We start from the raw sequence: 24986 nt of genomic DNA, 5'->3' as shown, positions 1-24986 counted from the left end.
GTGGATAACCTGCCTGTGGATAACAGGCCATTCCACACACAGGTTATCCGATAGCGCAGCACAGGCTGAACACGGTTTTCCACTGTAGTTGTCATTCTCTGTACATCACGAAAAATAAGGCCCCATGGCACTTATCCACAGATGATGGCGTGCCTAGCTTTTATAAGCTTTACAGAAAAGCTTTAAATAATTCCCTTCTTTATTTTTATGTATCGCGAACAGGCTTTCAGCCAAAGAAGCCCCGAAGATCTATTTATAAGGAAACGCTGGTTGGAAATTGACCTGAAGGCTTGCTTTCTCTAGAATCCCCGGTCTCTTAAAACGGGGGCCATTCCGGCCCGTTGTGGACGAACCAGGTAACACGACATGAAACGTACTTTCCAACCAAGCACTATCAAACGCGCTCGTACCCACGGTTTCCGTGCTCGCATGGCTACCAAGAACGGCCGCGCAGTCCTGTCGCGTCGTCGCGCCAAAGGTCGTGCGCGTTTGGCAGTTTGATAATCCGGTACTGGAGGTGAGTCAGGACTTCAGTCGGGAAAAGCGTCTGCTTACTCCCCGGCATTTCAAGGCAGTCTTTGACTCCCCTACCGGCAAGGTTCCGGGGAAAAATCTCCTGCTCCTTGCACGCAACAACGATCTCGATCACCCCCGTCTCGGGCTGGTTATCGGGAAAAAGAGCGTCAAGCTCTCCGTTGAGCGAAATCGCCTCAAACGTCTGATGCGCGAATCATTCCGTCTGCACCAGGATTCACTGGTCGGCTGGGATATCGTTATCGTCGCGCGCAAAGGTTTGGGTGATGTAGAAAACCCCGAATTGATTCAGCATTTCGGCAAACTCTGGAAGCGACTGGCCCGTAACAAGCCCGTTCCAGCAGTCAAAACCGAAACTGTAGGGGTAGACAGTCCAGATGCGTAAACTGGCACTCGTTCCGATCCAGTTTTATCGCTATGCCATTAGTCCTTTGATGGCCAGCCACTGTCGTTTCTACCCCAGTTGTTCTTGCTACGCGTATGAAGCCATCGAAAAACATGGCCTTCTGCGCGGTGGCTGGCTGACCTTTCGTCGTTTAGGTCGCTGTCATCCGTGGAATCCCGGTGGTTATGACCCGGTTCCACCTATCCCTACCTCCCGTTCTTCTTCGATGGCCGAGTAATCATGGATATCAAACGCACGATCCTGATCGTCGCCCTGGCAATCGTGTCCTACGTTATGGTTCTTAAATGGAACCAGGACTATGGCCAGGCTGCCCTGCCGACTCAGAATGTTGCTTCCAGTACGACTACATCCGGTTTGCCGGACACCGCCACTGGCAATAATGCTGCCGCCAGTGACGATATTCCGCGCGCCGCTAGCGATACCAGCGCACCTGCCGAAACTCCGGTGGCCGCCAGCAAGGATCTGATCCAGATCAAAACCGACGTGCTCGATCTCGCGATCGATCCACAAGGTGCCGATGTTGCTCAACTGACCTTGCCTTTGTATCCACGTCGTCAGGATCGTCCTGATGTTCCGTTCCAGCTGTTCGATAACGGCGGCGAGCGTGTTTATCTGGCACAAAGCGGTCTGATCGGTACCAACGGCCCGGACGCAAATCCGGCCGGTCGTCCGGTTTACTCTTCGGAGAAGAAGACTTATCAACTGGCTGACGGTCAGGATCAACTCGTCGTTGACCTGAAATTCAGCAAGGACGGCGTCAATTACATCAAGCGTTTCACCCTGAAGCGCGGCCTGTATGACGTAGCCGTTTCCTACATTGTGGATAACCAGAGCGCTCAGCCCTGGAATGGCGCGATGTTCGCCCAGTTGAAGCGTGATAACAGCGCTGATCCTTCGTCCACAACCGCTACTGGTACCGCGACTTACCTGGGCGCCGCCCTGTGGACAAGTTCGGAGCCGTACAAGAAAGTGTCCATGAAGGACATGGACAAGGCCCAACTGAAAGAAACCGTCACCGGTGGTTGGGTAGCGTGGCTGCAACACTACTTCGTGACTGCGTGGATTCCGGCCAAGGGCGAAAACAACATCGTCCAGACCCGTAAAGACAGTAAAGGCAACTACATCATCGGTTACACCGGTCCTACACTGACCGCTGCTCCGGGTGCCAAAGTTGAAACCAGCGCTGTGCTGTACGCCGGTCCGAAAAGCCAGGCTGTGCTGAAAGAGTTGTCCCCAGGTCTGGAACTGACCGTCGACTACGGCATCCTGTGGTTCATTGCCCAGCCAATCTTCTGGCTGTTGCAACACATCCACGCGATTGTGGGTAACTGGGGCTGGTCGATCATCTTCCTGACCATGCTGATCAAGGGTCTTTTCTTCCCTCTGTCGGCTGCCAGCTACAAATCGATGGCGCGCATGCGTGCCGTTGCGCCGAAACTGGCTGCGCTGAAAGAGCAACATGGCGATGACCGGCAGAAAATGTCGCAAGCCATGATGGAGCTGTACAAGAAAGAGAAGATCAATCCGCTGGGCGGCTGCTTGCCGATCCTCGTGCAGATGCCGGTTTTCCTTTCGCTGTACTGGGTTCTGCTGGAAAGCGTGGAAATGCGTCAGGCACCGTTCATGCTGTGGATCACTGACCTGTCGATCAAGGATCCGTTCTTCATTCTGCCGATCATCATGGGCGCAACCATGTTCATCCAGCAGCAGCTGAACCCGACTCCGCCGGATCCGATGCAGGCGAAGGTCATGAAAATGATGCCAATCATCTTCACCTTCTTCTTCTTGTGGTTCCCGGCAGGTCTGGTGCTGTACTGGGTTGTGAACAACTGCCTGTCGATTGCACAACAGTGGTACATCACGCGTAAGATCGAAGCGGCGACGAAAAAAGCCGAGGCGTAACTTGCACTGTGGATAACACCACTCAAAACGCCCCCTAGTGGGGCGTTTTGCTATCTGCCACTTTTGTCTGGATACCGGTTTATGAGCACACCTCGTGAAACCATCGCCGCTGTTGCCACCGCCCAAGGTCGCGGCGGTGTCGGCATCGTCCGTATTTCCGGGCCGTTGGCCAGTGTCGCGGCCAAAGCCATCAGCGGCCGCGAACTGAAACCGCGTTACGCCCATTACGGCCCGTTTTTCAGTGATGACCAGCAAGTGCTGGATGAAGGTCTGGCACTGTATTTCCCAGGGCCGAACTCGTTCACTGGTGAAGACGTGCTGGAACTGCAGGGCCACGGTGGCCCGATCGTTCTGGACATGTTGCTTAAGCGTTGCCTGGAATTGGGCTGCCGTTTGGCTCGCCCGGGGGAATTCAGTGAACGCGCCTTCCTCAATGACAAACTCGACCTGGCCCAGGCCGAGGCGATCGCCGACTTGATCGAAGCAAGTTCTGCACAGGCTGCGCGCAACGCCCTGCGTTCCTTGCAAGGTGCGTTCTCCCAGCGTGTGCATAACTTGACCGAGCAACTGATTGGTCTGCGCATCTACGTCGAAGCCGCCATCGACTTTCCGGAAGAAGAAATCGACTTCCTCGCCGACGGCCATGTATTGAGCATGCTCGACAAGGTGCGTGATGAATTATCCACAGTGCTGCGCGAAGCCGGGCAGGGTGCCTTGTTACGTGACGGCATGACCGTGGTGATTGCCGGTCGTCCGAACGCCGGCAAGTCCAGTCTGCTGAACGCGTTGGCCGGTCGCGAAGCCGCCATCGTCACCGAGATTGCCGGCACCACGCGGGATATCCTGCGTGAACATATCCACATCGACGGCATGCCGTTGCACGTTGTGGATACCGCAGGCCTGCGCGATACCGATGATCATGTGGAAAAGATCGGTGTCGAGCGTGCATTGAAAGCCATTGGTGAAGCCGATCGGGTACTGCTGGTCGTCGATGCCACCGCCCCGGAAGCGTTGGACCCGTTTGCCTTGTGGCCGGAGTTCCTCGAAATCCGCCCAGACCCGGCGAAGGTCACTCTGATTCGTAACAAGGCCGATCTGACCGGTGAAGCGATTGCCCTGGAAGTCAGTGATGACGGCCATGTGACCATCAGTCTGAGCGCGAAATCGGCAGGCGATGGTCTGGAACTGCTGCGCGATCACCTCAAAGCCTGCATGGGTTACGAGCAAACCTCGGAAAGCAGTTTCAGTGCTCGACGCCGACACCTGGAAGCCTTGCATCACGCCAGTGCAGCGCTGGAACACGGCCGCGCACAACTGACTTTGGCTGGCGCGGGTGAATTGCTGGCCGAAGATTTGCGCCAGGCTCAGCATTCGCTGGGGGAAATCACCGGGGCCTTTAGCTCGGATGACTTGTTAGGAAGAATCTTTTCCAGCTTCTGCATCGGCAAATGACCAAAGGGTCTGTGGATAAGTTGTCCACAGACCCTTTTTCGTTTTACCAGTTGTAGGAAACCGTGCCGAGCAGCGTACGGTCTTCACCCCAATAGCAGCGGCCGGCGTCGTTGCATCCCGAGACATATTCCTTGTCGAAAAGATTTTTCGCGTTCAAGTCGACGCTCCAGTGAGTGTCGATCTGATAACCGATCGCCGCATCCACCAAGGTGACGTCGCCGGCATCAAGCTTTCCGTATAACGAAGGCGAGGTGTAAGCGAAGGCACTGTCGAAGTAACGCACACCACCGCCAACGTACAAACCTTTCAGATCGCCATCGAGGAAGCGGTACTTGGCCCAGGCCGAAGCCTGATTACGCGGCACGCCGGTCATTTGACGACCTTTGACCAGTGACGTCGCGGCATCCTTGGTGATCCGCGCGTCAGTGTAGGTGTAAGCAGCGGTGACATTGAGGTTCTGGGTCAGGTTGCTGTTCAGTTCCAGCTCTACACCTTTGGAACGGCTTTCGCCGACCTGGCGATAGGTCGCTGTCGTCGAGTCGAAGTAGGTGTCGTCCTTTTTGCGCAGGTCATACACCGAAGCAGTGAACGCGGTATCCCAGCCGATCGGCTCGTACTTAAGGCCTACTTCGTACTGGCTGCTGGTGATGGGATCAAGCGGCGCGCCGGCATTGGAGATCTGCTGCACCGGCACGAACGAAGTCGAGTAGCTGACATACGGCGTCATACCGTTGTCGAACTGGTACATCACGCCGCCCTGATAGGTGAACTTCTTGTCCTCGGAGCTGATGTTGCTGCCCTTGGCCACTTTGTCGCGAAAATCACTGTCGACCCAATCCTGACGGCCGCCGAGCAGGAACAGCCAGTGGTCATACTTGCTCTGGATCTGTGCATAAACACCTTTCATCTGCTGCTCAAGCAAGGTGTTTTGTACCGCGATCGGGGTGGTTGGATCGCGAAGATAAACCGGATTGTAGATATCAATCGGTCCGACGATGCCGGCGTTCCAGTCCTGATTGAACGACGTGCGGTCATAGCTGGCACCGAACAGCACAGTGTTCTCCAGACCGCCGACCTGGAACTTGCCTTCCAGCTGGTTATCCAGCGAGTACACCATGGATTTGTTGAAGCGATCGTAAGCGGTCATGTTCAACCGCGTTCCGAACCCGGCGTTGTTCAGGTTGCCCGGCCAGGTTTCATGGCGGGTGATGCGCGACTGCATGTAGCGCGAGTTCTGGCGGAACTGCCAGTCGTCGTTGAAGGAATGGCTGAACTCATAACCGGTGCTCCAGGTTTCGCGTTCAAAAGTGTTCCAGTCCGGATCACCGAGCATGGTGTCTTTGGATAACTTGCCGTTGGGATTGCTCAACAAAGTACCCGCGGCCGGCAGACCGAGTTCCATGTTGGTGTGATCCTTCTGGTAGTTGGCCAGCAAGGTCAAAGTGTTGAAGTCGTCGAAATTCAGCGTCAGCGACGGGGCGATGTAGATACGATCATCCGGTACATGATCGGTCTGCGTGTCGGACTTGCGCCCGAGCATCACCACCCGACCAAGCACATTGCCGCTGTCGTTGAGAGGTCCGGAGACATCGACCCCCATCTGCCGGCGATTATTCGAGCCATACCCCAATTGCACTTCGCCCTGAGGGTCGGCTGTCGGACGCTTGCTCACCAGATTGACCAGACCGCCCGGCGCGTTTTCACCGTAGAGCAGTGAAGACGGGCCGCGGAAAACCTCGACCCGCTCCAGCCCATATGGCTCGGTGCTGGTGTCATAGCGGTTGCCCTGCACGCGTAGTCCATCGCGCAGCAGGCCGTAGCCGTAATCGGTGGCGTTGAAACCGCGAATGAAAAACAGATCGCCGGCCAGACTGTCGCCGGCGGCAAACGGTGGGGCAAAGATCCCCGGAACGTAGCCAAGTACTTCGGTCAGCGTCTGAGATTTCTGATCCTTCATGCGCTGCGCGGTAACCACCGACACCGAACGCGGCGTTTCCGACAACGGTGTGCTGGTTTTCGTACCGATCCGGCTGTTCTGCGCCTTGTAGCCAACATCGGCGGCGTAATCCAGATTCATCGAGTTGGCCAACTGGCCATTGATGTTGGTCGGCGCCAATTCCAGCGAATCGCCGGTCGGCAGTGCCTGCAGAATGTAACTGCCCGCTGCTTGTGGCACGGCTTGCAGACCGGAACCTTGCAGCAGTTGGGCGAAACCCTGTTCCACGGAGAAATTGCCGCTCAGTCCAGGGCTGCGCAGGTGACTGGTCTGTTGCGGCGAGAACGACAGGATCACGTTCGCGGCCGATGCAAACTGGCTCAGGGCGCTGTCCAGTGGTCCGGCGGCAATGGCGTAACGCTGGGTTGCAGTCGCTGCGAACGCGCTACCGGTCATTACCAGGCAGGACGAGGCACTGGTCATCAGTAAGCTGTAGGCAATGCAGTGGTGGGAAAAACGCTGACGAAACGTGGGAAGACGCATGTGTGGATAAGCCCTGAAGGTGGCAAAGAGCCGCGTTTATCGCGATTACCTGTAGGGCCGGGTCAGGGCAAAAAAAGATAACCCTGTTTTCAATTTATTTTTCCAAAGGCGTCTTTTCGATCAGGCGTTATGTCGAATCGAAACCCAATAACGAGTGAAATAACGCACGTTTATTGGCATTGAAGCCTGCAGATTTGCCAGTACCGCATCGGTGGAATCGAGACGGAAGGTGCCAGACACGCGTAAATCCCGAGCGCGTTCATCGCACTGCAGCACGCCATGACGATAGCGGCCCAACTCTTCGAGTACGTCGCCCAGACGAGCATCGAGCACGATCAGCTGGCCATTGGTCCACGCCACCTCTGCGGGCTTGAAGGAATGAATCCGGCTGATGTGCTGACGATCGAAATCCACGCCTTCGCCGGCTTTCAATATTCTTGCGGTAGCCAATTCTTCACCAGGCTGAATGCTGACTCGATCTTCAAGCACGCCAACTCGAGTCGATCCCGACAACTGATGCACAGAAAACCGGGTACCCAAGGCTTGGATACGTCCATCGCGGGTTTCGACGTACAGGGGGCGCTGATCGCCGAGGTTTCCGGTCTGTATAAGGATTTCGCCAGTGCGCAAACGGATCAATCGTTGCCTGCTATCGAAAGACACGTCGATGGCCGTATCGGTATTCAGTTGAATCTGACTGCCATCGGCCAGCGTGATGTCACGTCTCTGACCGACGCGGGTTTTATAGTCGGCCCAGACGTATCCCAGGGAGGTGTGTTGCTGGACATTCCAGCCAACCAGACCCGCGCCAGCCACCAACACCATCAACTTCAGCACTTGGCGGCGTTGCTGGCCAGTGCTCAACGCTCGTCGCTTCAGATCCTGCGGCAGCGTGCCGAGGTGGCGTTGCAACCGTTCCATCTGATTCCAGGCCGCCAGATGTTCAGGAGCGCTATCTATCCACAGCTGCCATGCCCGTTGTTCGGCAAGCGTCGGTGGCTGTGACTGAAACTGCACGTACCAACCGGCAGCCGCTTCAAAGACTTTGCGATCAGGGGCGATAGCCATCACAGCTGCGCCATGATCAATGCACATTCCGTCAGTGCGCGGATCATGTGTTTCTTCACGGTGGTCAGCGAGACTTTCAACTGCGAGGCGATCTGTTGATAAGTCAGGCCATCGATCTGCGAGAGCATGAAGATCTGCCGGGTTCTTGCACCCAAGCCGGTCAAGGCCTTATCCACAGCGACCAGCGTCTCGATGATCAGCGCCCGGTCTTCTTCGCCGATGGCTGTGGCTTGGGGACGAGATGCGAGGGCTTGCAGATAAGCCGCTTCGATGGCCTGTCTTCTATAGCGATCAATGACCAGGCCCCGTGCAATGGTGGTCAGATAGTCCCGAGGTTCGCGAATCTGCGCGGCATTACGCGCAGCGAGGATCCGCACAAACGTGTCGTGCGCGACATCGGCAGCATCGCAGGCGTCATTCAATTTGCCCTTGAGCCACCCATATAGCCACGAATGGTGTTGCTCGTAGATTTGCTCGATCGCAGCGTTATGAATGGATAAGGACATGAGGAGAAGAGGGCGAGTTAATGATAATGGCTATTATTAGCCTCTGTTACGTCCTCTCACAATAGGCCTCTGACAACACTCCATCGGTTGGTTTTGGGTTTTCTGTTCGCTATCCAGCAATGGGTGGCGATTTTTTTGTGCCCGAAAAAGGTGGATTCATCGATTTTCTGTGGATTAAGCCCTGTGAATAAGTGCCACTGAGGTCAGTTGATAACAGGGCTTGAAAACTGGATATAAACCCCTCTGTGGATAACCACCCCTTTCATCCACAGGCTTACACCGGTTATCCAAACCCCTCATGGCCACATGGACACAGGCTTTTAAAACTCTGTACATATTGAATATAAAGGCCTGTAGCAATCTATCCACAGAAATGAGGCTCAGTAAGAATAAGCTTTAAAACAAAGGTTTTATAAATTTCTCTCTTTTTTATTCTTTTAACCGCGAGTTCTCCACAGCTGGTTAAATTTTGTGCAAAGGGTTCTTTAGGAAGGGCGAAGTCCCTATACTTGCCGACCAGGTCCAGAAACCTGATCTCAAACTATTCCTGAATTACCTACTTAAGCAGGCACGAGGTGCGTGGTGGATTTCCCTTCCCGTTTTGAAGTGATCGTCATCGGCGGCGGTCATGCCGGTACCGAGGCAGCACTGGCCTCAGCACGTATGGGGGCAAAAACCCTGTTGCTGACGCATAACGTGGAAACCCTCGGCGCCATGAGTTGCAACCCGGCCATTGGTGGCATTGGCAAAAGCCATCTGGTCAAGGAAATCGACGCCCTCGGCGGCGCGATGGCCATCGCCACCGATCTGGGCGGCATCCAGTTTCGCGTGTTGAACAGCCGTAAAGGCCCGGCCGTGCGTGCAACCCGGGCACAGGCCGACCGCATTCTGTACAAGGCCGCTGTCCGCGAAATCCTGGAAAACCAGCCGAACCTGTGGATATTTCAACAAGCCGCTGACGACCTGATCGTTGAGCAGGAACAAGTCCGTGGTGTTGTCACCCAAATGGGTCTGCGTTTCTTCGCCGATTCCGTGGTGTTGACCACCGGTACGTTCCTCGGCGGACTTATCCACATCGGGTTGCAGAATTTTTCCGGCGGTCGCGCCGGAGATCCGCCGTCGATCGCCCTGGCTCACCGTCTGCGTGAACTGCCATTGCGTGTCGGTCGCCTGAAAACCGGTACGCCCCCGCGCATTGATGGCAAATCTGTGGATTTCTCGGTCATGACCGAGCAGCCAGGGGATACGCCGATCCCGGTGATGTCGTTCATGGGCAACAAAGAACAGCATCCGCGCCAGGTCAGTTGCTGGATCACTCACACGAACGCCCGCACCCACGAAATCATCGCGGCGAACCTCGATCGTTCGCCGATGTATTCCGCTGCCGGTGAAATCGAAGGCATCGGCCCGCGTTATTGCCCGTCGATCGAAGACAAGATTCACCGTTTCGCCGACAAGGAAAGCCACCAGGTGTTCATCGAACCGGAAGGTTTGACCACCCATGAGCTGTACCCGAACGGGATATCCACAAGCTTGCCGTTCGACGTGCAATTGCAGATCGTGCAGTCGATTCGCGGCATGGAAAACGCGCACATCGTGCGTCCGGGTTACGCAATCGAGTACGACTACTTCGATCCGCGCGACTTGAAGTACAGCCTGGAAACCAAAGTCATCGGCGGTCTGTTCTTCGCCGGGCAAATCAACGGCACCACCGGTTACGAAGAAGCGGGCGCCCAAGGTTTGCTCGCTGGCGCCAACGCTGCACTGCGTGCGAAAGGCAAAGAAGCCTGGTGCCCACGTCGCGATGAAGCCTACATCGGCGTGTTGGTCGACGACCTGATCACCCTCGGCACCCAAGAGCCGTACCGCATGTTCACTTCCCGTGCCGAGTACCGCCTGATCCTGCGCGAGGACAACGCCGACCTGCGTTTGACCGAAAAAGGTCGCGAGCTCGGCTTGGTCGATGACGCGCGTTGGGCAGCCTTCTGCAAGAAACGCGAAAGCATCGAGCTGGAAGAACAGCGCCTGAAAAGCACCTGGGTTCGCCCGGGCACGCCGCAGGGCGAGGCGATTGCAGAAAAATTCGGCACGCCGCTGACCCACGAATACAACTTGCTCAATCTCTTGAGCCGTCCGGAAATCGACTACGCTGGTCTGGTCGAAGTGACTGGCAACGGCGCCGAAGATCCACAGGTCGCCGAGCAGGTTGAAATCAAGACCAAGTACGCCGGGTACATCGACCGTCAACAGGACGAAATCGCTCGTCTGCGCGCCAGCGAAGACACGAAACTGCCTGTGGATATCGATTACACCAACATTTCCGGTCTCTCCAAGGAGATCCAAAGCAAGCTCGGCGCGACTCGACCCGAGACGCTGGGCCAGGCTTCGCGGATCCCGGGTGTGACCCCGGCAGCCATTTCGCTGTTGATGATTCATTTGAAAAAACGCGGCGCGGGCCGTCAGTTGGAGCAAAGCGCTTGAGTTCTAAGGTCACTTCGCAACACGCCGAAGAGTTATCCACAGGAGCCCGCGAGCTCGGTGTCAATCTCAGTGAAACCCAGCACGAATTGCTGCTGGGTTATCTGGCCCTGTTGATCAAATGGAACCAGGCCTACAACCTGACGGCTGTGCGCGATCCGGACGAAATGGTTTCTCGTCATTTGCTCGATAGCTTGAGCGTAATGTCGTTCATCGAAAACGGTCGCTGGCTCGATGTCGGCAGCGGCGGCGGTATGCCGGGAATTCCGTTGGCGATCCTGTATCCAGACTCGCAAGTGACCTGTCTGGACAGCAATGGCAAGAAAACCCGCTTCCTGACTCAGGTCAAACTCGAACTCAAACTGGATAACCTGCAAGTTATCCACAGCCGTGTCGAAGCCTTCCAGCCTGCTCAGCCGTTCAACGGGATCATTTCCCGGGCGTTCAGCAGCATGGAAAACTTCACCAACTGGACTCGCCACCTCGGCGATGCCGATACACGCTGGCTGGCAATGAAGGGCGTTCATCCGGCCGATGAGCTGGTAGCATTGCCGGCAGACTTCAAACTCGATAGCGAACACGCCCTGGCCGTACCCGGTTGCCAAGGCCAACGCCATCTGCTGATACTGCGCCGCACGGCATGATTGGGAACACAAGCAAGAATGGCTAAGGTATTCGCGATAGCGAACCAAAAGGGTGGTGTGGGCAAGACCACCACCTGCATCAACCTCGCAGCATCCCTCGTCGCGACCAAGCGCCGGGTGCTGTTGATCGATCTCGATCCACAGGGCAACGCCACCATGGGTAGCGGTGTGGATAAACACGGTCTGGAAAACTCCGTCTACGATCTGCTGATCGGCGAATGCGATCTGGCCCAGGCCATGCACTATTCCGAGCACGGCGGTTATCAACTGCTGCCGGCCAACCGCGACCTGACGGCCGCGGAAGTGGTTCTGCTGGAAATGCAGATGAAGGAAAGCCGTCTGCGCAGTGCGCTGGCGCCGATCCGCGAAAACTACGATTACATTCTGATCGACTGCCCGCCGTCGCTGTCGATGCTCACGCTGAACGCATTGGTTGCCGCTGACGGGGTGATTATCCCCATGCAGTGCGAGTACTTTGCGCTCGAAGGTTTGAGCGACCTTGTGGATAACATCAAGCGCATCGCCGAACTGCTGAACCCGAACCTGAAAGTCGAAGGTTTGCTGCGGACCATGTACGACCCGCGCCTGAGCCTGATGAACGACGTTTCGGCGCAGCTCAAGGAACACTTCGGCGAGCAGCTCTACGACACAGTGATCCCGCGCAACATTCGCCTGGCCGAAGCGCCAAGCTACGGCATGCCGGCACTGGCGTACGATAAGCAATCGCGCGGCGCGCTGGCCTATCTGGCCCTGGCGGGCGAAATGGTTCGTCGTCAGCGCAAAAATTCACGCATTGCCGCCGCTCAGGCAACTTAAGGAATCCCCATGGCCGTCAAGAAACGAGGTCTCGGACGTGGACTGGATGCACTGCTGAGTGGTCCGACTGTCAGCGCGCTGGAAGAACAAGCCGCGCAAGCCGATACGCGTGAACTGCAACATTTGCCGCTGGATCTGCTCCAGCGCGGCAAGTACCAGCCACGCCGGGACATGGATCCGCAGGCGCTGGAGGAACTGGCGCAGTCGATCAGGGCGCAAGGCGTCATGCAGCCGATCGTGGTTCGCCCGATCGGTGGCGGGCGCTTTGAAATCATTGCCGGTGAACGTCGCTGGCGCGCCAGCCAGCAAGCCGGGCAGGAAACCATCCCGGCAATGGTCCGTGATGTACCGGATGAAACCGCGATCGCCATTGCACTGATCGAGAACATTCAGCGCGAAGACCTCAATCCGATTGAAGAAGCGGTGGCCCTGCAGCGTTTGCAGCAGGAATTCCAGCTGACTCAGCAACAAGTCGCCGAGGCTGTGGGTAAGTCCCGTGTCACTGTGGCTAACCTGTTGCGGCTTATTGCGTTGCCGGAAGTCATCAAGACCATGTTGTCTCACGGTGACCTGGAAATGGGTCATGCGCGTGCTTTGCTCGGTCTGCCGGACAATCAGCAGGTGGAAGGGGCGCGACATGTTGTCGCACGCGGCCTCACCGTGCGCCAAACCGAGGCACTGGTTCGCCAGTGGTTGAGTGGCAAACCGGAGCCTGTGGAGGCTACAAAACCCGACCCGGATATCGCTCGTCTCGAACAGCGTCTGGCCGAGCGCCTAGGCTCTGCGGTGCAGATCCGCCACGGGAAGAAGGGAAAAGGGCAGTTGGTGATCGGTTACAACTCCCTTGATGAGCTCCAGGGTGTGCTCGCACACATCCGCTGAAACATTTCCTCATGTAGCGCGCAGTCGGAAATCACTACCTGACAGTTGAATAGGGGCAGAACCGCCCCTATACTCTGCGCGCATTTTGTCGGCACAAATTATGCCAAGTTATTGAATTCTGGCAGCCGACCATTGGAGAGCAAACGTGATGGAAACCCGCAAGCCAAACCGCCTGCCGTTCCATCGCCTGGCGGTTTTTCCGGTGTTGATGGCTCAATTTGTCATTTTGCTCATTGCCGCTTTGGCGCTCTGGCAATGGCATGGAGTCGTTGCCGGATACTCGGGACTTTGCGGAGGCCTGATAGCCTTGCTGCCCAATGTTTATTTCGCTCACAAGGCATTTCGGTTTTCCGGCGCCCGAGCAGCCCAGTCCATCGTCCGGTCTTTTTATGCCGGCGAGGCAGGCAAACTGATTTTGACGGCAGTGCTCTTTGCACTGGTGTTTGCAGGTGTGAAGCCACTGGCGCCGATAGCTGTATTCGGCGCGTTCGTGCTGACTCAGTCGGTCAGCTGGTTCGCTCCCCTGCTGATGAGAACAAGACTTTCGAGACCTTAGGGCGTTTGAGGCAACCATGGCAGAAACAACCGCTTCGGGCTATATCCAGCACCACTTGCAGAACCTGACCTTCGGTCAGCTACCTAACGGCGGCTGGGGCTTTGCCCATACCGCAGCAGAAGCCAAAGAAATGGGCTTCTGGGCTTTCCACGTCGATACTCTCGGCTGGTCGGTCGCGTTGGGTCTGATCTTCGTTCTTCTTTTCCGCATGGCGGCAAAGAAGGCAACTTCGGGTCAGCCAGGTGCTTTGCAGAACTTCGTTGAAGTATTGGTCGAATTCGTCGATGGCAGCGTGAAAGACAGCTTCCATGGCCGTAGCCCGGTGATTGCACCGCTGGCACTGACCATCTTCGTCTGGGTGTTCCTGATGAACGCCGTCGACCTGGTACCGGTCGACTGGATTCCTCAGCTGGCCATCCTGATCACCGGCGACCACCACATCCCGTTCCGCGCCGTGTCGACTACCGACCCGAATGCGACCCTGGGCATGGCGTTCTCGGTTTTCGCACTGATCATTTTCTATAGCATCAAGGTCAAGGGCCTCGGCGGCTTCATCGGCGAGCTGACCCTGCACCCGTTCGGCAGCAAGAACATCTTCGTTCAAGCCCTGCTGATCCCGGTGAACTTCCTGCTGGAATTCGTGACCCTGATCGCCAAACCGATCTCCCTGGCTCTGCGTCTGTTCGGCAACATGTATGCCGGCGAGCTGGTGTTCATCCTGATCGCTGTGATGTTCGGCAGCGGCCTGCTCTGGCTGAGCGGCCTGGGCGTTGTTCTGCAGTGGGCGTGGGCTGTGTTCCACATCCTGATCATCACGCTGCAGGCGTTCATCTTCATGATGCTGACCATCGTCTACCTGTCGATGGCGCACGAAGAAAACCATTAAGACCAGTTTCGACTAGTCTGATGTCCCTCCCGGTCAAACGGGAGGGGGCTCTTCACAGGGCACCTGAAACGATTTGTTTTACCGCTTTAATCTAAAAAACCTAAACCATACGACGTAAAAGTCGGGAGGAAAGATGGAAACTGTAGTTGGTCTAACCGCTATCGCTGTTGCACTGTTGATCGGCCTGGGCGCACTGGGTACCGCAATTGGTTTCGGCCTGCTGGGCGGCAAGTTCCTGGAAGGCGCAGCGCGTCAGCCAGAAATGGTTCCAATGCTGCAAGTTAAAATGTTCATCGTTGCCGGTCTGCTCGACGCCGTAACCATGATCGGTGTTGGTATCGCTCTGTTCTTCACCTTTGCGAACCCGTTCGTTGGTCAGATCGCTGGCTAATTACCCGGATTCTTCCGAGTAATTTGATGTGATGGACAACGTAACTGCGAGGTGTTGGCGTGAACATTAATGCGACCCTGATTGGCCAGTCCGTTGCGTTCCTGATTTTTGTACTGTTCTGCATGAAGTATGTATGGCCTCCGGTCATCGCTGCTCTGCACGAACGTCAAAAGAAGATCGCTGATGGTCTGGACGCTGCCAGCCGTGCAGCTCGCGACCTGGAGTTGGCCCAAGAAAAAGCGGGTCAGCAACTGCGCGAAGCGAAAGCTCAGGCAGCTGAAATCATCGAGCAAGCCAAGAAACGCGGTAACCAGATTGTCGAAGAGGCCGTTGAAAAGGCCCGTGTCGATGCTGACCGTGTGAAGGTTCAGGCTCAAGCCGAGATCGAACAGGAACTGAACAGCGTCAAAGACAAGCTGCGTGCCCAAGTGGGCTTGCTGGCTGTCGGCGGCGCCGAGAAGATCCTGGGTGCCACAATCGATCAAAACGCGCACGCAGAGCTGGTTAACCAACTGGCTGCTGAAATCTAAGCGAGGGCGATCATGGCAGAACTGACCACGTTGGCCCGACCTTACGCTAAGGCGGCCTTCGAGCACGCTCAGGCCCACCAGCAACTGGCCAATTGGTCAGCCATGCTCGGCCTGGCAGCAGCGGTGTCGCAAGACGACACCATGCAGCGCGTGCTCAAGGCCCCGCGACTGACGAGCGCAGAAAAGGCCGCCACGTTCATTGACGTGTGCGGCGACAAGTTTGATGCCAAGGCACAGAACTTCATCAACGTCGTTGCCGAAAACGACCGTCTCCCGCTTCTGCCGGAGATCGCCGCTCTGTTCGACCTGTACAAGGCCGAGCAAGAGAAATCGGTAGACGTTGAAGTAACCAGTGCATTTGCATTGAACCAAGAACAGCAAGACAAACTCGCCAAGGTTCTCAGTGCACGACTCAACCGGGAAGTGCGCCTGCAAGTTGCGGAGGACGCTGCCTTGATTGGTGGTGTCGTGATCCGCGCCGGCGACCTGGTTATCGATGGCTCGATTCGCGGAAAAATCGCGAAACTTGCCGAAGCATTGAAATCTTGAGTTTGAAGGGGCAGCAGAGCAATGCAGCAACTCAATCCTTCCGAAATAAGTGAAATTATCAAGGGCCGCATCGACAAGCTCGATGTGACCTCCCAAGCCCGTAACGAAGGCACTGTCGTCAGCGTATCTGACGGCATCGTGCGGATTCACGGTCTGGCCGACGTCATGTACGGCGAGATGATCGAGTTTCCGGGCGGCGTCTACGGTATGGCCCTCAACCTGGAGCAAGACTCCGTAGGTGCCGTTGTATTGGGCTCCTACCAGTCTCTGGCTGAAGGCATGAGCGCCAAGTGCACCGGCCGCATCCTCGAAGTTCCTGTTGGTAAGGAACTGCTGGGTCGCGTAGTCGACGCACTGGGTAACCCTGTTGACGGCAAAGGTCCACTGGGCAACACCGAGACCGACGCGGTCGAGAAAGTTGCTCCGGGCGTGATCTGGCGTAAGTCGGTAGACCAGCCTGTACAGACTGGCTACAAGGCTGTCGATGCCATGATCCCTGTCGGCCGTGGCCAGCGTGAGCTGATCATCGGTGACCGTCAGATCGGTAAAACCGCTCTGGCGATCGACGCGATCATCAACCAGAAAGACAGCGGCATTTTCTGCGTCTACGTAGCGATCGGTCAGAAGCAATCGACCATCGCCAACGTGGTTCGCAAGCTGGAAGAAAACGGCGCCCTGGCCAACACGATCATCGTGGCTGCCAGTGCTTCGGAATCTCCTGCGCTGCAATTCCTGGCACCGTACTCCGGTTGCACCATGGGTGAATTCTTCCGCGACCGCGGTGAAGACGCGCTGATCGTTTATGACGATCTGTCCAAGCAAGCAGTGGCTTACCGCCAGATTTCCCTGCTGCTGCGCCGTCCACCAGGCCGTGAAGCTTACCCAGGCGACGTGTTCTATCTCCACTCCCGTCTGCTGGAGCGCGCATCCCGCGTTTCGGAAGAATACGTAGAGAAGTTCACCAACGGCGCAGTGACCGGCAAAACCGGTTCCCTGACCGCACTGCCGATCATCGAAACCCAGGCTGGCGACGTTTCCGCGTTCGTTCCGACCAACGTGATTTCCATCACTGACGGTCAGATCTTCCTGGAATCGGCCATGTTCAACTCGGGCATCCGCCCAGCAGTGAACGCCGGTGTTTCGGTATCCCGTGTGGGTGGTGCCGCTCAGACCAAGATCATCAAGAAGCTGTCCGGTGGTATCCGTACCGCTCTGGCTCAGTACCGTGAACTGGCGGCATTCGCCCAGTTCGCTTCTGACCTGGACGAAGCGACCCGTAAGCAACTTGAGCATGGTCAGCGCGTTACCGAGCTGATGAAGCAGAAGCAATACGCACCAATGTCGATCGCTGACATGGCGCTGTCGCTGTATGCCGCTGAGCGTGGGTTCCTGACTGACATTGAAATCGCCAAGATCGGCAGCTTCGAACAAGCGCTGATTGCTTTCTTCAACCGCGATCACGCCGATTTGATGGCCAAGATCAACGTTAAAGGTGACTTCAATGACGAAATCGACGCTGGCATGAAAGCCGGTATCGAGAAGTTCAAGGCCACCCAAACCTGGTAAGCCGCAGCGGGAGCCGCGAGGCTCCCGCTTGCTAACCTGATAGGTGTTACATGGCAGGCGCAAAAGAGATTCGCAGTAAGATTGCGAGCATCAAAAGCACGCAAAAGATTACCAGCGCCATGGAAAAAGTGGCGGTCAGCAAAATGCGCAAGGCACAAATGCGCATGGCTGCTAGCCGTCCTTATGCGGAGCGTATCCGCCAGGTAATTGGGCATCTGGCCAACGCCAACCCGGAATACCGCCACCCGTTCATGATCGACCGCGAAATCAAGCGCGTCGGTTATGTCGTCGTGAGCAGTGACCGTGGTTTGTGCGGCGGCTTGAACACCAACCTGTTCAAGGCCCTGGTCAAGGACATGGCGGTAAACCGCGAAAACGGCGTCGAGATTGATCTGTGTGTCGTTGGTAGCAAGGGTGCGGCCTTTTTCCGCAACTTCGGCGGTAACGTCGTTGCAGCTATCAGCCACCTGGGTGAAGAGCCGTCGATCAATGATCTGATCGGCAGCGTCAAGGTGATGCTGGATGCCTACCTGGACGGCCGTATTGATCGCCTGTCCGTGGTGTCCAACAAGTTCATCAACACCATGACGCAACAGCCTACCGTGGAGCAGTTGATTCCACTGGTGGCGACCCCGGATCAGGATCTCAAGCACCACTGGGACTATCTCTACGAACCGGATGCCAAAGAGCTGCTTGACGGCTTGATGGTCCGTTACGTCGAGTCGCAGGTCTACCAGGCGGTGGTCGAGAACAACGCGGCTGAACAAGCTGCGCGGATGATCGCGATGAAGAACGCTACCGACAACGCCGGTGATTTGATCAGCGATTTGCAGCTGATCTACAACAAGGCGCGTCAGGCTGCGATCACCCAAGAGATCTCGGAAATCGTCGGCGGCGCTGCCGCGGTTTAACGGTTCAAATATTCAGAGGATCCAGCTATGAGTAGCGGACGTATCGTTCAAATCATCGGCGCCGTTATCGACGTGGAATTTCCACGCGACAGCGTACCGAGCATCTACAACGCGCTGAAAGTAGTGAGCGCGGCCGAAACCACTCTGGAAGTTCAGCAACAGCTGGGCGACGGCGTGGTTCGCACCATTGCGATGGGTTCCACCGAGGGCTTGAAGCGCGGTCTGGAAGTTACCGATTCCGGCGCAGCCATCTCCGTACCGGTCGGTAAAGCGACCCTGGGCCGGATCATGGACGTCCTCGGTAACCCGATCGACGAAGCTGGTCCGATCGACACCGAAGAGCGTTGGGGCATTCACCGTCCAGCGCCTTCGTTCGCTGAACAGGCAGGCGGCAACGACCTGCTGGAAACCGGCATCAAGGTTATCGACCTGGTTTGCCCGTTTGCCAAAGGCGGTAAAGTCGGTCTGTTCGGTGGTGCCGGTGTAGGCAAAACCGTAAACATGATGGAACTGATCCGTAACATCGCCATCGAGCACAGCGGTTATTCCGTGTTCGCCGGTGTGGGTGAGCGTACTCGTGAGGGTAACGACTTCTACCACGAGATGAAGGACTCCAACGTTCTGGACAAAGTGGCACTGGTTTACGGTCAGATGAACGAGCCGCCGGGTAACCGTCTGCGCGTAGCATTGACCGGCCTGACCATGGCCGAGAAGTTCCGTGACGAAGGTAACGACGTTCTGCTGTTCGTCGACAACATCTATCGTTACACCCTGGCCGGTACTGAAGTATCCGCACTGCTGGGCCGTATGCCTTCGGCAGTAGGTTACCAGCCGACCCTGGCTGAAGAGATGGGCGTTCTGCAAGAACGTATCACTTCGACCAAGGAAGGTTCGATCACCTCGATCCAGGCGGTATACGTACCTGCGGATGACTTGACCGACCCGTCGCCAGCGACCACCTTCGCCCACTTGGACGCCACCGTCGTTCTGTCCCGTGACATCGCTTCCCTGGGTATCTACCCGGCGGTAGATCCACTGGATTCGACCTCGCGCCAGCTGGATCCGAACGTAATCGGCCAGGACCACTACGACACCGCTCGCGGCGTTCAGTACGTTCTGCAACGTTACAAAGAGCTGAAAGACATCATCGCGATCCTGGGTATGGACGAGCTGTCGGAAGCCGACAAGCAGTTGGTAAACCGTGCTCGTAAGATCCAGCGCTTCTTGTCGCAGCCGTTCTTCGTGGCTGAAGTCTTCACCGGTGCTTCGGGTAAATACGTTTCCCTGAAAGACACCATTGCTGGCTTCAAAGGCATCCTCAACGGTGACTACGACCACCTGCCAGAACAAGCGTTCTACATGGTTGGCGGCATCGAAGAAGCGATCGAGAAAGCCAAGAAACTGTAATCCCGGCGCCCGGCAACGGGCGCTAATTTAGGTTGAGGCAATCAGATGGCTATGACAGTCCATTGCGATATCGTCAGCGCGGAAGGGGAAATCTTTTCCGGCCTGGTCGAGATGGTGATTGCGCACGGTGCACTGGGTGATCTTGGTATCGCTCTGGGTCACGCGCCGCTGATCACTAATCTGAAGCCAGGTCCGATCCGCCTGATCAAGCAAGGCGGGGAAGCCGAGGTGTTCTACATCTCCGGTGGTTTCCTCGAGGTTCAGCCGAACATGGTCAAGGTGCTTGCCGATACCGTGCAACGTGCCGCCGACCTGGATGAAGCTCAGGCCCAAGCAGCTCTCAAGGCTGCCGAGGCTGCTCTGCATGAGAAGAGCGCAGATTTCGATTACGGAGCTGCGTCCGCACGTCTGGCCGAGGCTGCAGCTCAGCTGCGCACCGTCCAGCAGATCCGCAAGAAGTTTGGCGGTTAATCCGTCAGCCACTTGTTGTGCGATTGATAAAAAAGGGTAGCCTCGGCTACCCTTTTTTCTTTTCCGAATTTACAACCCCGGTCGCAGTTGCTGACCACCCAGGATTGGTAGCCAGTCATGTCTCTCGAAATCGTAATTCTCGCGGCCGGCCAAGGCACTCGCATGCGTTCGGCGCTTCCGAAGGTTCTGCATCCGATTGCCGGTAATTCCATGTTGGGCCATGTTATCCACAGCGCCCGGCAACTTGATCCACAACGCATCCACGTGGTCATTGGCCACGGTGCCGATGTGGTGCGTGAGCGTCTGGCCGCAGACGATCTGAATTTCGTCCTGCAGGACAAGCAATTGGGCACCGGTCACGCGACCGCCCAGGCGGTGCCTTTCATTACCGCAGACACCGTGCTGATCCTTTACGGTGACGTACCGTTGATCGAAGTCGAAACCCTGCAACGTTTGCTCAAGCATGTCGTCCCGGGCCAGATGGGCCTGCTGACGGTCGAACTGGATGATCCGACCGGCTATGGCCGAATCGTGCGGGATGCCGACGGCAAGGTCGCGGCTATCGTCGAGCACAAAGACGCCAGCGAAGCACAGCGCGCAATCACCGAAGGCAACACCGGCATCCTCGCCGTGCCGGCCAATCGCCTGGCCGACTGGATGAGCCGCTTGTCGAACAACAATGCCCAGGGCGAGTATTACCTGACCGACGTGATCGAGATGGCGGTCAGCGATGGTCTGGTCGTGGCCACTGAACAGCCGCACGATCCGATGGAAGTGCAGGGCGCCAATGACCGCAAACAGCTATCGGAGCTGGAGCGGCATTACCAGTTGCGTGCTGGCCGTCGTCTGATGGCGCAGGGCGTGACCCTGCGTGACCCGGCGCGTTTCGATGTACGTGGTGAAGTAACTGTTGGTCGCGATGTGCTGATCGATATCAACGTGATCCTCGAAGGCAACGTAGTCATTGAAGACGACGTGGTGATCGGCCCGAACTGCGTGATCAAGGACAGCACCCTGCGCAAAGGCGTGGTGATCAAGGCCAACTCTCATATCGAAGGCGCGGTGCTGGGTGAGGGCAGTGATGCCGGTCCGTTCGCTCGCCTGCGTCCGGGCACCGTGCTGGAAGCGCGCGCCCATGTGGGTAACTTTGTTGAACTGAAAAACGCCCACATGGGCGAGGGCGCGAAGGCTGGTCACCTGACCTATTTGGGCGATGCCGAAATCGGTGCGCGCACCAACATCGGCGCCGGCACCATCACTTGTAACTACGATGGCGCCAACAAGTGGAAAACCGTGTTGGGAGCGGACGTGTTCATTGGCTCCAATAACTCGTTGGTAGCCCCTGTGGATATCTCTGACGGTGCAACCACTGCTGCCGGATCGACCATTACGCAGAATGTGGATAACGCGCAATTGGCCGTCGGTCGTGCGCGGCAGAAGAACATCGATGGCTGGAAACGGCCGGAGAAGATCAAAAAGAACTGAGTTATACACAGACCGTTCGATGGCTATCGCGGGCAAGCCCGCTCCCACAGGACTCGCGTTGAAGCAAAGGTCTTCAATGCACAGCGAATCCATGTGGGAGCGGGCTTGCCCGCGATGCTTTTATCCACAGAATATTTTTCCAGCATCCGCTTGACGATTTATTGCTGATAGGTTTTGATTGCTTCCGTTATCTTTCGAATCGAAACTTAAGCCGCCATGTCGAAACGCAATACACCTCAGCGCCGCCACAACATTCTCGCCTTGCTCAACGAGCAGGGCGAAGTCAGTGTGGATGAATTGGCCAAGCGTTTCGAAACCTCCGAAGTTACGATTCGCAAGGATCTCGCCGCGCTTGAGAGTCATGGTCTGCTGCTGCGCCGTTACGGCGGGGCGATCACCATGCCTCAGGAACTGGTCGCCGAAACCGCCCAGACCGTTTCCAAATACAAACAAGCAATCGCTCGCGCAGCGGTGAAGCGCATCCGTGAGCACGCGCGCATCATCATCGACAGCGGCAGCACCACCGCCGCGATGATCCCCGAGCTCGGCCAGCAGCCGGGTCTGGTGGTGATGACCAACTCCCTGCACGTCGCCAACGCCTTGAGCGAACTCGAGCACGAGCCGGTGCTGTTGATGACCGGTGGCACCTGGGATCCGCATTCGGAATCCTTTCAGGGCCAGGTCGCCGAGCAAGTACTACGCTCTTACGACTTCGATCAATTGTTTATCGGCGCCGATGGCATCGACCTGTTGCGCGGTACCACCACGTTCAACGAATTGCTCGGCCTGAGCCGGGTCATGGCTGAAGTGGCGCGTGAAGTCATCGTCATGGTCGAGGCCGACAAGATCGGTCGCAAGATTCCCAACCTGGAGCTGCCATGGAGCAGCGTCCATACCCTAATTACCGATGATCGCCTGTCTCTAGAAGCGCGCGATCAGATTCAGGCCCGCGGTATCACCGTGATTTGCGCGGCTGTCAGTCAGGAGAAATAAGCATGTGTGGAATTGTCGGCGCAGTTGCTGAACGTAATATCACCGCCATCCTGCTCGAAGGCCTCAAGCGCCTTGAGTACCGCGGCTATGACAGCGCCGGTGTGGCGGTCTACACCAACGACGAAACCCTCGAGCGCATGCGCCGCCCGGGCAAAGTCAGTGAATTGGAAAACGCGTTGGCCGAGCACCCGCTGGTCGGCCGTCTCGGTATTGCCCACACCCGTTGGGCCACCCACGGCGCACCCTGCGAGCGCAACGCCCACCCGCATTTCTCCGGCGATATCGCGGTGGTGCACAACGGCATCATCGAAAACCATGAAGCCCTGCGTGAACAGCTGAAAGCCCTGGGTTACGTGTTCACCTCGGACACCGATACCGAAGTCATCGCGCACTTGCTCAGCCACAAACTCAAAGACGAGCCAGACCTGACCGTTGCCCTTAAGGCTACCGTCAAGGAACTGCATGGCGCTTACGGTCTGGCGGTGATCAATGCCGCGCAGCCTGATCGACTAGTGGCTGCGCGCAGTGGCAGCCCACTGGTGATCGGTCTGGGTCTGGGTGAAAACTTCCTCGCCTCCGACCAACTGGCCCTGCGTCAGGTAACTGACCGTTTCATGTACCTCGAAGAAGGCGATATCGCCGAAATTCGCCGCGATAACGTGCAGATCTGGGATATCGACGGCAACGCCGTCGAGCGCCAGACCGTGCAGTACACCGATGGTGCCGAAGCGGCCGACAAAGGTGAGTTCCGCCACTACATGCTCAAGGAAATCCATGAGCAGCCAGCGGTGGTGCAACGCACCCTTGAAGGTCGCCTGAGTAACGATCAAGTGCTGGTTCAGGCATTCGGCCCACAAGCGGCCGAGCTGTTCGCCAAAGTGCGCAACGTCCAGATCGTTGCCTGTGGCACCAGCTACCACGCCGGCATGGTCGCTCGTTACTGGCTGGAAGAACTGGCCGGCATCCCGTGCCAGGTCGAAGTTGCCAGCGAGTTCCGCTACCGCAAAGTGGTAGTACAGCCGGACACCCTGTTCGTGACCATCTCGCAGTCTGGTGAAACTGCCGATACCCTGGCAGCGCTGCGCAACGCCAAGGAGTTGGGCTTCCTCGCCAGTCTGGCGATCTGCAACGTCGGCATCAGCTCGCTGGTGCGTGAATCCGACCTGACCCTGTTGACCCAGGCCGGCCGCGAAATCGGTGTAGCCTCGACCAAAGCCTTCACCACGCAATTGGTCGGTTTGCTGCTGCTGACCCTGTCGCTCGGACAAGTGCGCGGTACCTTGGCCAAAGGCGTCGAAGCCACTCTGGTCGAAGAACTGCGTCGCCTGCCAACCCGCCTCGGCGAAGCGCTGGCCATGGACAGCACTGTGGAAAAAATCGCCGAGTTGTTCGCCGAGAAAAACCACACCCTGTTCCTCGGCCGTGGCGCGCAATTCCCGGTGGCCATGGAAGGTGCCTTGAAGCTCAAGGAAATCTCCTATATCCACGCCGAAGCCTATCCGGCCGGTGAGCTGAAACACGGCCCGCTGGCACTTGTGGATAACGACATGCCGGTGGTTACGGTGGCGCCGAACAACGAACTGCTGGAGAAGCTCAAATCCAACCTGCAGGAAGTCCGTGCCCGTGGCGGTGAACTGATCGTATTCGCCGACGAGAAAGCCGGGATGACCAACGGCGAAGGCACCCACGTCGTGCAGATGCCGCACATCCACGACATCCTCTCGCCGATTCTCTACACCATCCCGCTGCAACTGCTGTCGTACTATGTTGCGGTGCTCAAAGGGACGGATGTGGATCAGCCGCGTAACCTGGCGAAGTCGGTGACGGTGGAATAAGTTATCCACAGTTGATCGACGCACATGTGTGCAATAAATAAAGGTTGTCACAAATAAATAAACATTGTCACAACGGAATAAAAGTTGTCACAGAAGCGGTCGCCTCCCTTCGTCTGGGAAGCGGCCGCAATTTGTAATGAGGTCCACAATCTATTTCTGAGGTTGTTATTTTTGATGCCCAGCGCTGCTACTCGAGAGCGTGGGATCCCTTTCCCTATCAGCAATGCTCCTCCAGGGGT

General features: G+C 56.8%; 24 protein-coding genes. 21 read left to right on the top strand and 3 right to left on the bottom strand.

The window, feature by feature from the left end; all coding sequences use genetic code 11:
• The first annotated feature begins 366 nt into the window (after positions 1 to 366).
• The 5 genes from rpmH (at position 367) to mnmE (ending at position 4294) form a co-directional block, all read left to right on the top strand.
• A complete protein-coding gene (rpmH, locus tag KI231_RS29895) occupies positions 367 to 501 on the top strand; it encodes a 50S ribosomal protein L34 (RefSeq protein ID WP_003213577.1) in 135 nt (44 codons plus the stop codon).
• Between the two features lie 16 nt (positions 502 to 517).
• Positions 518 to 919, top strand: coding sequence for a ribonuclease P protein component (gene rnpA / locus KI231_RS29890; protein ID WP_011336726.1), 402 nt, complete (start codon positions 518 to 520; stop codon positions 917 to 919).
• Positions 912 to 1157 carry a membrane protein insertion efficiency factor YidD gene (gene yidD / locus KI231_RS29885; RefSeq protein WP_072397545.1) on the top strand — a complete coding sequence of 82 codons (246 nt, stop codon included), beginning with the start codon at positions 912 to 914 and terminating at the stop codon, positions 1155 to 1157. The genes rnpA and yidD overlap by 8 nt, the downstream gene beginning before the upstream one ends.
• Before the next feature lie 2 nt (positions 1158 to 1159).
• Positions 1160 to 2842, top strand: a complete 1683-nt coding sequence (gene yidC, locus KI231_RS29880) for a membrane protein insertase YidC (RefSeq protein WP_213027090.1) — start codon at positions 1160 to 1162, stop codon at positions 2840 to 2842.
• Between the two features lie 81 nt (positions 2843 to 2923).
• A complete protein-coding gene (gene mnmE / locus KI231_RS29875) occupies positions 2924 to 4294 on the top strand; it encodes a tRNA uridine-5-carboxymethylaminomethyl(34) synthesis GTPase MnmE (protein WP_213027089.1) in 1371 nt (456 codons plus the stop codon).
• 43 nt (positions 4295 to 4337) lie between these two features.
• On the opposite strand, the gene KI231_RS29870 is transcribed toward mnmE, so the two are convergent.
• The 3 genes from KI231_RS29870 to KI231_RS29860 all read right to left on the bottom strand — a co-directional run bounded on the left by KI231_RS29870 (position 4338) and on the right by KI231_RS29860 (position 8347).
• A complete protein-coding gene (locus tag KI231_RS29870) occupies positions 4338 to 6773 on the bottom strand; it encodes a TonB-dependent siderophore receptor (RefSeq protein ID WP_213027088.1) in 2436 nt (811 codons plus the stop codon).
• A gap of 120 nt (positions 6774 to 6893) precedes the next feature.
• Positions 6894 to 7841 (bottom strand): FecR domain-containing protein, encoded by a 948-nt coding sequence (locus KI231_RS29865; RefSeq protein WP_213027087.1) that lies wholly within the window; start codon positions 7839 to 7841, stop codon positions 6894 to 6896.
• On the bottom strand, positions 7841 to 8347 hold the full coding sequence (locus tag KI231_RS29860) for a sigma-70 family RNA polymerase sigma factor (protein WP_213027086.1): 507 nt from the start codon (positions 8345 to 8347) through the stop codon (positions 7841 to 7843). Before KI231_RS29860 ends, KI231_RS29865 begins: the two co-directional genes overlap by 1 nt.
• Positions 8348 to 8929: 582 nt before the next feature.
• On the opposite strand from KI231_RS29860, the gene mnmG reads away from it, so the two are divergent.
• The 16 genes from mnmG to glmS all read left to right on the top strand — a co-directional run bounded on the left by mnmG (position 8930) and on the right by glmS (position 24747).
• Entirely contained in the window at positions 8930 to 10828 is a 1899-nt protein-coding gene (gene mnmG / locus KI231_RS29855) for a tRNA uridine-5-carboxymethylaminomethyl(34) synthesis enzyme MnmG (protein ID WP_213027085.1), read from the top strand.
• A complete protein-coding gene (rsmG, locus tag KI231_RS29850; protein WP_103302854.1) occupies positions 10825 to 11469 on the top strand; it encodes a 16S rRNA (guanine(527)-N(7))-methyltransferase RsmG in 645 nt (214 codons plus the stop codon). Before mnmG ends, rsmG begins: the two co-directional genes overlap by 4 nt.
• 18 nt (positions 11470 to 11487) lie before the next feature.
• Complete coding sequence (locus KI231_RS29845) at positions 11488 to 12285, top strand: ParA family protein (protein WP_007911909.1); 798 nt, start codon at positions 11488 to 11490, stop codon at positions 12283 to 12285.
• A gap of 9 nt (positions 12286 to 12294) precedes the next feature.
• On the top strand, positions 12295 to 13167 hold the full coding sequence (locus tag KI231_RS29840; protein ID WP_213027084.1) for a ParB/RepB/Spo0J family partition protein: 873 nt from the start codon (positions 12295 to 12297) through the stop codon (positions 13165 to 13167).
• 148 nt (positions 13168 to 13315) lie between these two features.
• Complete coding sequence (locus KI231_RS29835; RefSeq protein WP_003229783.1) at positions 13316 to 13723, top strand: F0F1 ATP synthase subunit I; 408 nt, start codon at positions 13316 to 13318, stop codon at positions 13721 to 13723.
• 16 nt (positions 13724 to 13739) lie between these two features.
• The gene (atpB, locus tag KI231_RS29830) at positions 13740 to 14609 is read left to right on the top strand and encodes a F0F1 ATP synthase subunit A (protein WP_034152183.1); all 870 of its coding nucleotides are present in this window, start codon (positions 13740 to 13742) and stop codon (positions 14607 to 14609) included.
• A gap of 133 nt (positions 14610 to 14742) precedes the next feature.
• Positions 14743 to 15000, top strand: coding sequence for a F0F1 ATP synthase subunit C (gene atpE, locus KI231_RS29825; protein ID WP_003097235.1), 258 nt, complete (start codon positions 14743 to 14745; stop codon positions 14998 to 15000).
• A gap of 59 nt (positions 15001 to 15059) precedes the next feature.
• Positions 15060 to 15530 carry a F0F1 ATP synthase subunit B gene (locus KI231_RS29820; protein WP_003229781.1) on the top strand — a complete coding sequence of 157 codons (471 nt, stop codon included), beginning with the start codon at positions 15060 to 15062 and terminating at the stop codon, positions 15528 to 15530.
• Positions 15531 to 15542: 12 nt separating this feature from the next.
• Positions 15543 to 16079 carry a F0F1 ATP synthase subunit delta gene (locus tag KI231_RS29815; protein ID WP_007911956.1) on the top strand — a complete coding sequence of 179 codons (537 nt, stop codon included), beginning with the start codon at positions 15543 to 15545 and terminating at the stop codon, positions 16077 to 16079.
• A 21-nt stretch (positions 16080 to 16100) separates the two neighbouring features.
• Positions 16101 to 17645 carry a F0F1 ATP synthase subunit alpha gene (gene atpA / locus KI231_RS29810; RefSeq protein ID WP_103302851.1) on the top strand — a complete coding sequence of 515 codons (1545 nt, stop codon included), beginning with the start codon at positions 16101 to 16103 and terminating at the stop codon, positions 17643 to 17645.
• A gap of 50 nt (positions 17646 to 17695) precedes the next feature.
• Positions 17696 to 18556 carry a F0F1 ATP synthase subunit gamma gene (atpG, locus tag KI231_RS29805; RefSeq protein ID WP_007911960.1) on the top strand — a complete coding sequence of 287 codons (861 nt, stop codon included), beginning with the start codon at positions 17696 to 17698 and terminating at the stop codon, positions 18554 to 18556.
• Between the two features lie 27 nt (positions 18557 to 18583).
• Positions 18584 to 19963 (top strand): F0F1 ATP synthase subunit beta, encoded by a 1380-nt coding sequence (atpD, locus tag KI231_RS29800; protein ID WP_007911961.1) that lies wholly within the window; start codon positions 18584 to 18586, stop codon positions 19961 to 19963.
• 45 nt (positions 19964 to 20008) lie between these two features.
• Positions 20009 to 20434: a F0F1 ATP synthase subunit epsilon gene (locus tag KI231_RS29795; protein ID WP_007954164.1), complete on the top strand. Its 426-nt coding sequence runs from the start codon at positions 20009 to 20011 to the stop codon at positions 20432 to 20434.
• A 117-nt stretch (positions 20435 to 20551) separates the two neighbouring features.
• Entirely contained in the window at positions 20552 to 21919 is a 1368-nt protein-coding gene (gene glmU / locus KI231_RS29790) for a bifunctional UDP-N-acetylglucosamine diphosphorylase/glucosamine-1-phosphate N-acetyltransferase GlmU (RefSeq protein WP_103302849.1), read from the top strand.
• Positions 21920 to 22135: 216 nt separating this feature from the next.
• Positions 22136 to 22912 carry a DeoR/GlpR family DNA-binding transcription regulator gene (locus tag KI231_RS29785; RefSeq protein WP_103302848.1) on the top strand — a complete coding sequence of 259 codons (777 nt, stop codon included), beginning with the start codon at positions 22136 to 22138 and terminating at the stop codon, positions 22910 to 22912.
• A gap of 2 nt (positions 22913 to 22914) precedes the next feature.
• Positions 22915 to 24747 carry a glutamine--fructose-6-phosphate transaminase (isomerizing) gene (glmS, locus tag KI231_RS29780; protein ID WP_213027083.1) on the top strand — a complete coding sequence of 611 codons (1833 nt, stop codon included), beginning with the start codon at positions 22915 to 22917 and terminating at the stop codon, positions 24745 to 24747.
• Positions 24748 to 24986: the final 239 nt, after the last annotated feature.

Source organism: Pseudomonas sp. Seg1, assembly GCF_018326005.1.
Taxonomy (GTDB): domain Bacteria; phylum Pseudomonadota; class Gammaproteobacteria; order Pseudomonadales; family Pseudomonadaceae; genus Aquipseudomonas.
This window is presented reverse-complemented; position numbering and strand designations above follow the sequence as displayed.

Coding starts and splice junctions, on each gene's coding strand:
- KI231_RS29840 (WP_213027084.1), top strand. CDS start 12,295: ATGGCCGTCAAGAAACGAGGTCTCGGACGTGGACTGGATGCACTGCTG.
- yidD (WP_072397545.1), top strand. CDS start 912: ATGCGTAAACTGGCACTCGTTCCGATCCAGTTTTATCGCTATGCCATT.
- yidC (WP_213027090.1), top strand. CDS start 1,160: ATGGATATCAAACGCACGATCCTGATCGTCGCCCTGGCAATCGTGTCC.
- atpD (WP_007911961.1), top strand. CDS start 18,584: ATGAGTAGCGGACGTATCGTTCAAATCATCGGCGCCGTTATCGACGTG.
- KI231_RS29845 (WP_007911909.1), top strand. CDS start 11,488: ATGGCTAAGGTATTCGCGATAGCGAACCAAAAGGGTGGTGTGGGCAAG.
- atpE (WP_003097235.1), top strand. CDS start 14,743: ATGGAAACTGTAGTTGGTCTAACCGCTATCGCTGTTGCACTGTTGATC.
- atpB (WP_034152183.1), top strand. CDS start 13,740: ATGGCAGAAACAACCGCTTCGGGCTATATCCAGCACCACTTGCAGAAC.
- KI231_RS29835 (WP_003229783.1), top strand. CDS start 13,316: ATGGAAACCCGCAAGCCAAACCGCCTGCCGTTCCATCGCCTGGCGGTT.
- glmS (WP_213027083.1), top strand. CDS start 22,915: ATGTGTGGAATTGTCGGCGCAGTTGCTGAACGTAATATCACCGCCATC.
- rpmH (WP_003213577.1), top strand. CDS start 367: ATGAAACGTACTTTCCAACCAAGCACTATCAAACGCGCTCGTACCCAC.
- glmU (WP_103302849.1), top strand. CDS start 20,552: ATGTCTCTCGAAATCGTAATTCTCGCGGCCGGCCAAGGCACTCGCATG.
- KI231_RS29795 (WP_007954164.1), top strand. CDS start 20,009: ATGGCTATGACAGTCCATTGCGATATCGTCAGCGCGGAAGGGGAAATC.
- atpG (WP_007911960.1), top strand. CDS start 17,696: ATGGCAGGCGCAAAAGAGATTCGCAGTAAGATTGCGAGCATCAAAAGC.
- KI231_RS29785 (WP_103302848.1), top strand. CDS start 22,136: ATGTCGAAACGCAATACACCTCAGCGCCGCCACAACATTCTCGCCTTG.
- KI231_RS29815 (WP_007911956.1), top strand. CDS start 15,543: ATGGCAGAACTGACCACGTTGGCCCGACCTTACGCTAAGGCGGCCTTC.
- atpA (WP_103302851.1), top strand. CDS start 16,101: ATGCAGCAACTCAATCCTTCCGAAATAAGTGAAATTATCAAGGGCCGC.
- KI231_RS29860 (WP_213027086.1), bottom strand. CDS start 8,347: ATGTCCTTATCCATTCATAACGCTGCGATCGAGCAAATCTACGAGCAA.
- KI231_RS29865 (WP_213027087.1), bottom strand. CDS start 7,841: ATGGCTATCGCCCCTGATCGCAAAGTCTTTGAAGCGGCTGCCGGTTGG.
- KI231_RS29870 (WP_213027088.1), bottom strand. CDS start 6,773: ATGCGTCTTCCCACGTTTCGTCAGCGTTTTTCCCACCACTGCATTGCC.
- mnmE (WP_213027089.1), top strand. CDS start 2,924: ATGAGCACACCTCGTGAAACCATCGCCGCTGTTGCCACCGCCCAAGGT.